The organism is Elstera litoralis (assembly GCF_000963705.1).
Taxonomy (GTDB): domain Bacteria; phylum Pseudomonadota; class Alphaproteobacteria; order Elsterales; family Elsteraceae; genus Elstera; species Elstera litoralis.
In genome coordinates this window covers 1-5,490 of the sequence record NZ_LAJY01000058.1, presented here as the reverse complement: position 1 = coordinate 5,490, position 5,490 = coordinate 1, and the positions used below count along the sequence as shown (strand labels likewise).

The following is a 5,490-nucleotide window of genomic DNA, read 5'->3' as shown; positions in this document are numbered from 1 at the left end:
TGGAATAGTTGAATTTCTGGGTGGAGCCCATATTCCCCACTACACAGGGGCCGGTATTGAGGCCCATACCGATATTGATGGGAATAAAGCGTTTGCCGCTGGCCTCAGCTTCCGCCTTCAACTCCTCGTTCAGGGCAATCAGCGACGTGCGCATATCGAGCACGGTCTGACAGGCGTGGCGCACATGCTCGGCATCATCGAGCGGCGCGTTCCAGAAGGCCATGATGGCATCGCCGATATATTTGTCGATATAGGCGCCGTGGGCGAGCGCAATATCGGTCATCGGCGTCAGATAGCGGTTCATGAAGGCGGTGAGGCCTTGCGCGTCGAACATTTCCGAAATGGTGGTAAAGCCACGCACGTCGGTGAACAGCAGCGTCATATCGCGGGTTTCGCCGCCGAGCTTGAGCTGATTGGGGTCGGAGGCCAGCCGGTCCACCATCGCGGGGGAGAGGTAGAAGGCAAAGGTATTGCGAATCTGCCGCCGCTGCGCCGCTTCCGAGGCATAGCTTGCGTAAGTGCCGACCATGAAGACGACCAAGGTGGCCATCACCGGGGCGGTGGCATCGATCAACACGCGGTATTCGGCGAATTGATACCATGCATAGCCGATAATCGCCGCCGTCGTACTGACCACCAGCACTAAGGTCCAGCGCGCCCCAACGAGGGGCATGCCGAAGATGATGAGCAGGCCGCAAGCGAGCATAAGCAGCATTTCAATCGCCACGGAGTCCGCCGGGCGCGAGAGCAGCGTATCGGTCAGCATACTTTCCAAAAGTTGCGCATGAACCTCGACCCCCGGAATATCGGCGTCGACGGGCGTGGTACGAAGATCGCGCAGGCCCGCTGCCGAGGCCCCGAAAATCACGAGTTTATTCTCGATCCGCGCCGGATCGAACGTCCCCGTCACCACTTCGCGGGCCGAGAGATAGCGCGCCATCGTGCGTTTAGCAAAATGCGGCCACAGGGTTGCCTGCGCATCGGTCGGCACCAGAATTGGATTGTCGCCCTGCACAAGAATCGACTGAATTCCGGCATCGAGCGCGGTATCGACCACATAGTTCGGCAAACCCGCCGCAACCCGGATCATTTCCATCGACAGGGTCGGATAGACTTGCCCGCCGATCGATACCATCGCCGGAACCCGGCGCACCACATTGTCGCCATCGGTTGAGTAGTTGAACAAGCCGCTCCCAACCGCGTGCGCCTCCAGTAGCGGCAGATTATGCACAAGACCTGCGTAGCGCTGAAGAAACAGTGCCGGATCGGCCCCTTTTTTGGCGATCCCTGCAATCGGTTTTACCGCAAGGCCGCGCGTGTCGTCGGCGACCGTCTGTCCCAAAACTGTCGGCGTCTTCGCCAGCACATTCGCCAATTGCGTATCGGTATCGGGCAATTGACGCAGTTGGGCGGCAATTTCGGCATATTGGGGCGGCAGCGCATCGGCCAAACGGGGGGGCGACAGCCGGTCCGGTTCGGCAAACACAATATCGAAGCCGATGGCAATCGCACCCGCCGCCGTTAATTTTTCGACCATTTCCGCAATCAGCCCGCGCGACCAGGGCCATTGCCCGATTTCAGCGAGACTATCCTCGTCGAGATCGATCACCGTCACCAGCGTGTCGGCCGTCTCGCGCGGCTTGAGGGTCTGATAGGCATCGAAGGATTTCAGGCGCAGAATCTGTACCGGCTGCGGGTCATAGGAGCGCAGAACCAGCAACCCAATCAGCGCCACCAGCGCCAGCCAGCGCCCCTGGCCAAAGATTTTCTTCATCCCCCGCCGCAACCGCAACCCGAGGCTTGGGCGATTATCGTTCGCCCCGCCGTCCGGCGCTTCTTTTTCGATGATCGTGGGGGGATGATCTTGATTGGCCGGACCCATGCTTATCCTCATGCGCTGATCTGTTTCCTTTGTACGGTAATCGCCGCAAATTTGCCGCAGCTTTGTAGGCCTTGACGGAAGAACCCGCCCTCCCTAGGGTTCGCGCCAGGATCGGTCGCCCATACTTGGGCGTGAAAAGGGAATTCGGACAGGTTTTCACCACGAGAATCGAAGCCGAGCTGCCCCCGCAACTGTAGATACCGAGCCGCCCCCCGCCTTGGGGTTTCCCAAGGTTCAACATCACTGACGCATCAGCGTTTGGGAAGATGGGGAGGCGGTGCTGACGTATCAGCCAGGAGACCTGCCAATCCAACGCGCGCGCGTCGCAACCACCAGCCGGGGTGTGCTGAGGGGACGGCTCCAACCGTTATGCGATTGCGCCCCTCGGCGTCCGAAAGGCCACCGGGGTCCAATTGCTGTTCGGAAAAGGAGCGCTTTTATGCGTTTGTCCTATCGTTTGCTTGTGTCTGTTTCGGCTTTCGCCCTGCCCGCCGTCGCCCTTGCCCAAGGCATCGGCGCGCCCCCCACCGTGATGCTGGCACCGGTCAATGTCACCGCCCAACGCCTGCCCAGCCCGGCGGCGGAAACCGGCAGCGCGATTACGGTCATCACCCCCACCGAAATCGAACGGCGCGGCGCGGTCGAAGTGCTCGATCTGCTGAAACGCGCCCCTGGGGTTGCGATCAGCCGCAACGGCGGTTTTGGGTCGAGCTCCGGCTTGCGGATTCGCGGCTCCGAGACGGGGCAAGTGCTGGTTCTGATCGATGGCGTGCGCGTCAATGATGCGGCGGATGCCAGCGCCGCTTATGATTTCTCGGGCCTTACCGTCGACGGCATCGAGCGGATCGAAATCTTGCGCGGGCCGCAGTCGGCGCTTTACGGCAATGACGCGATGGGCGGCGTCGTCAACGTCATCACTCGTAAGGGGCGCGGCCCGGCCAAGATTACCGGGCTGGTTGAAGCCGGGAGCTATCAAACCTTCCGCCAACAGGCCGGGATTTCCGGCGCGCAGGACGGGTTCGATTATGCCCTCACGGCGGCCCATACCCAAACCAAAGGCTTTTCGCGCATTTATGCCGGTCCGGAAAAAGATGGCGCGGAACAGATCAGCCTCACCGGGCGCGGCGGCTATCGGTTTTCGGATCAATTCCGCCTGGGCGTTTCCGGCGGCTATCAAAAGCTCGATACCGATTTCGACCCCAGCGCCACCCGCGACGGCCCGGCTTCGGTGGCGACCGAAAAACTGTTCGGGCGCGTCGATGGCACGCTGATGCTGTTGGACGGCAAATTCGAAAACACCGTCTCACTCACCGGCAGCGATACCGACCGCGATTACGACGAACCCCTCGGCTTCTACCTTACCTCGCGCTACGAAGGCCGCAGCTATGGTGCGGAGTATCAGGGCAATCTAACCCTGTTCGATACGGACGTTCTGACCGGCGGCCTCGCCACCCGCACCGATAAAGCCCGCACCACCACCGTTGGCAAAGCCGGGCCGCGCTTTAGCCAGGATACGCAAAGCGCCTTCGCCCAATATAAGTGGAAGGCAACGGAAGCCTTCACCGTTACCCTTGGCGGGCGCTACGACGATGTGGAAAGCTTCGGCGGCAAAGGCACCTATCGCGCTACCGCCGCCTACCGTATTGCCAGCACCGGCACCACCTTGCGCGGCAGCTATGGCACGGGCGCGAAGGCCCCGACCCTGTTCCAGCGCTTCGATCCGTTCTACGGCAATAAGAACCTTGAGCTTGAAACCAGCCGGGGCTTCGACGCCGGGATCGAACAGGAAATTGGCAAGACACTGACCCTCTCGGCGGGCGTGTTCCACAATCGCTACCGCAACCTCATTCAGTTCCAAGGGGCGGGCTATACCAATATCGGGCGGGCGACGACGCGCGGTGTCGAGTTGGGCGCGACCTGGACGGGCCTTGCCGATCTCACGCTGGCCGCCAACTACACCTTCCTCGAAGCCGAAGACGGCAGCACGCACCTCAGCCTGCCGCGCCGCCCCAAGCATACGCTGAACCTGACCGCCGATTACGCCATCACCGAGAAATGGCAAGTGGGCGGGGCGATGCGCTTCGTCACGGAGCAGAAGGATAATAGCTTCAGTTCCGACAAAATCCCGCCGGGGCTGGTCTTTGACGCGCGCACGTCCTACCGCGTCACCGATTGGGCGCAACTTTACCTGCGGGCGGAAAATCTCTTCGATGCCGATGGCCGCGAAACCGCGCGCTACCGGGCACCGGGCCGCTCGGCCTATGCGGGCGTGAAGGCGGAGTTCTAGTGCGCTTCACGGGCCTTGCAGCGCTGGGGGCGGCGGCGCTCGCCGCCTTCGGCCTCAGCCTGTTTTGGGGGGCGCTCCCCTTGCCCCCCAATGTGATTCTGTCCGGTCTGTTCGGCCAGGGCGAGGCAGCCTTGATCGTGCAGGAAATCCGCCTGCCGCGCGCGGCGCTGACGCTGTTGATCGGCGGGAGCCTCGGCCTATCCGGGGCAGCCTTACAAGGGCTATTACGCAATCCACTTGCCGAACCCGGTTTGCTTGGCGTCTCAAGCTGGGCGGCTTTGGGGGCGGTGATCGCGCTTTATTTCGGCTTTTCGGTGGAAGTGCCCGTCTCGCTGCCCGTCGCGGCTTTGCTGGGCGCGGCGATTCCGTCGCTGGCCCTCCTGAGCCTCGCCCAGCGCGACGCCCGCACCGGCCCGATGATTCTTGCCGGCATCGCCCTCTCCTCCTTCGGCGGCGCTTTAACCGCGCTGATGCTGAACCTTGCGCCGAACCCCTACGCCATTTCCGAAATGGTGCTGTGGTTGCTAGGCTCAGTGCGCGACCGCTCCCTAGACGATCTCGCCCTGGTGCTGCCCTTCATTCTCGTGGGTTGGGCGCTGCTGCTGTCCTGCGCGCGCGACCTCGACGCGCTGACCCTGGGGGAAGAGGCAGCGGCCAGTCTCGGCGTGCGCCTGCCGTGGCTGAAAGCACGGCTGATCGCCGGGGTTTGCCTCTCCGTGGGCGCGTCGGTCGCCGTTGCCGGGAGTATCGGCTTTATCGGTCTGGTCGTGCCGCACCTTATTCGCTGGATCGCCGGGCCGTCGCCGGGGGCCGCCCTGCTACCATCGCTGATCGGCGGCGCGCTGCTGCTGACCTTGGCTGACCTCACTGTGCGGATCATCCCCAGCAGCGGCGAATTGCAGTTGGGCGTCGTCACCGCCCTGATCGGCGCCCCCGCTTTTATCGCGCTGCTCTGGCGCTATCGGAGCGAAGCATGATCCGCGCGGAGGGCATTTCCGTCACGCTCGGCGACCATCACCCGCTGACCGGCGTTTCGCTGGAAGCCTTTCCGGGCCGCGTGACGGGAATTATCGGGCCGAACGGTTCGGGCAAGACCACGCTGCTGCGCGTGCTCGCGGGCGTGCTGACGCCAAACCAAGGCCAGGTGTTTCTCGACAATCGCCCGCTGAGCAGTCTCAGCCCCGCCGCCCGCGCCAAGCGGATCGCCTATCTACCGCAAAGCGGCAGCGTCGCCTGGCCGCTCCGCGTGCGCGACCTCGTCGCCCTCGGACGCTTGCCGCAGTCGCAGGAGCGCTGGCGCTCGCCCCTGCACCATCCGACG

The 5,490-nt window shown here is 63.0% G+C and carries 4 protein-coding genes and 1 riboswitch; of the genes, 3 read left to right on the top strand and 1 reads right to left on the bottom strand.

Features of this window, described 5'->3' with window-relative positions; translation table 11 throughout:
* On the bottom strand, nucleotides 1-1,882 hold a 1,882-nt coding region (locus VZ95_RS03215), incomplete at its 3' end, for a CHASE2 domain-containing protein (protein WP_052711437.1).
* 95 nt (nucleotides 1,883-1,977) lie between these two features.
* Nucleotides 1,978-2,206, top strand: a riboswitch (cobalamin riboswitch).
* Between the two features lie 115 nt (nucleotides 2,207-2,321).
* On the opposite strand from VZ95_RS03215, the gene VZ95_RS03210 reads away from it, so the two are divergent.
* The 3 genes from VZ95_RS03210 to VZ95_RS03200 all read left to right on the top strand — a co-directional run.
* Nucleotides 2,322-4,169, top strand: coding sequence for a TonB-dependent receptor plug domain-containing protein (locus VZ95_RS03210; RefSeq protein WP_045774601.1), 1,848 nt, complete (start codon nucleotides 2,322-2,324; stop codon nucleotides 4,167-4,169).
* Nucleotides 4,169-5,146, top strand: coding sequence for a FecCD family ABC transporter permease (locus tag VZ95_RS03205; protein ID WP_045774600.1), 978 nt, complete (start codon nucleotides 4,169-4,171; stop codon nucleotides 5,144-5,146). The genes VZ95_RS03210 and VZ95_RS03205 overlap by 1 nt, the downstream gene beginning before the upstream one ends.
* On the top strand, nucleotides 5,143-5,490 hold a 348-nt coding region (locus VZ95_RS03200), incomplete at its 3' end, for an ATP-binding cassette domain-containing protein (protein ID WP_045774599.1). The genes VZ95_RS03205 and VZ95_RS03200, both read left to right, overlap by 4 nt.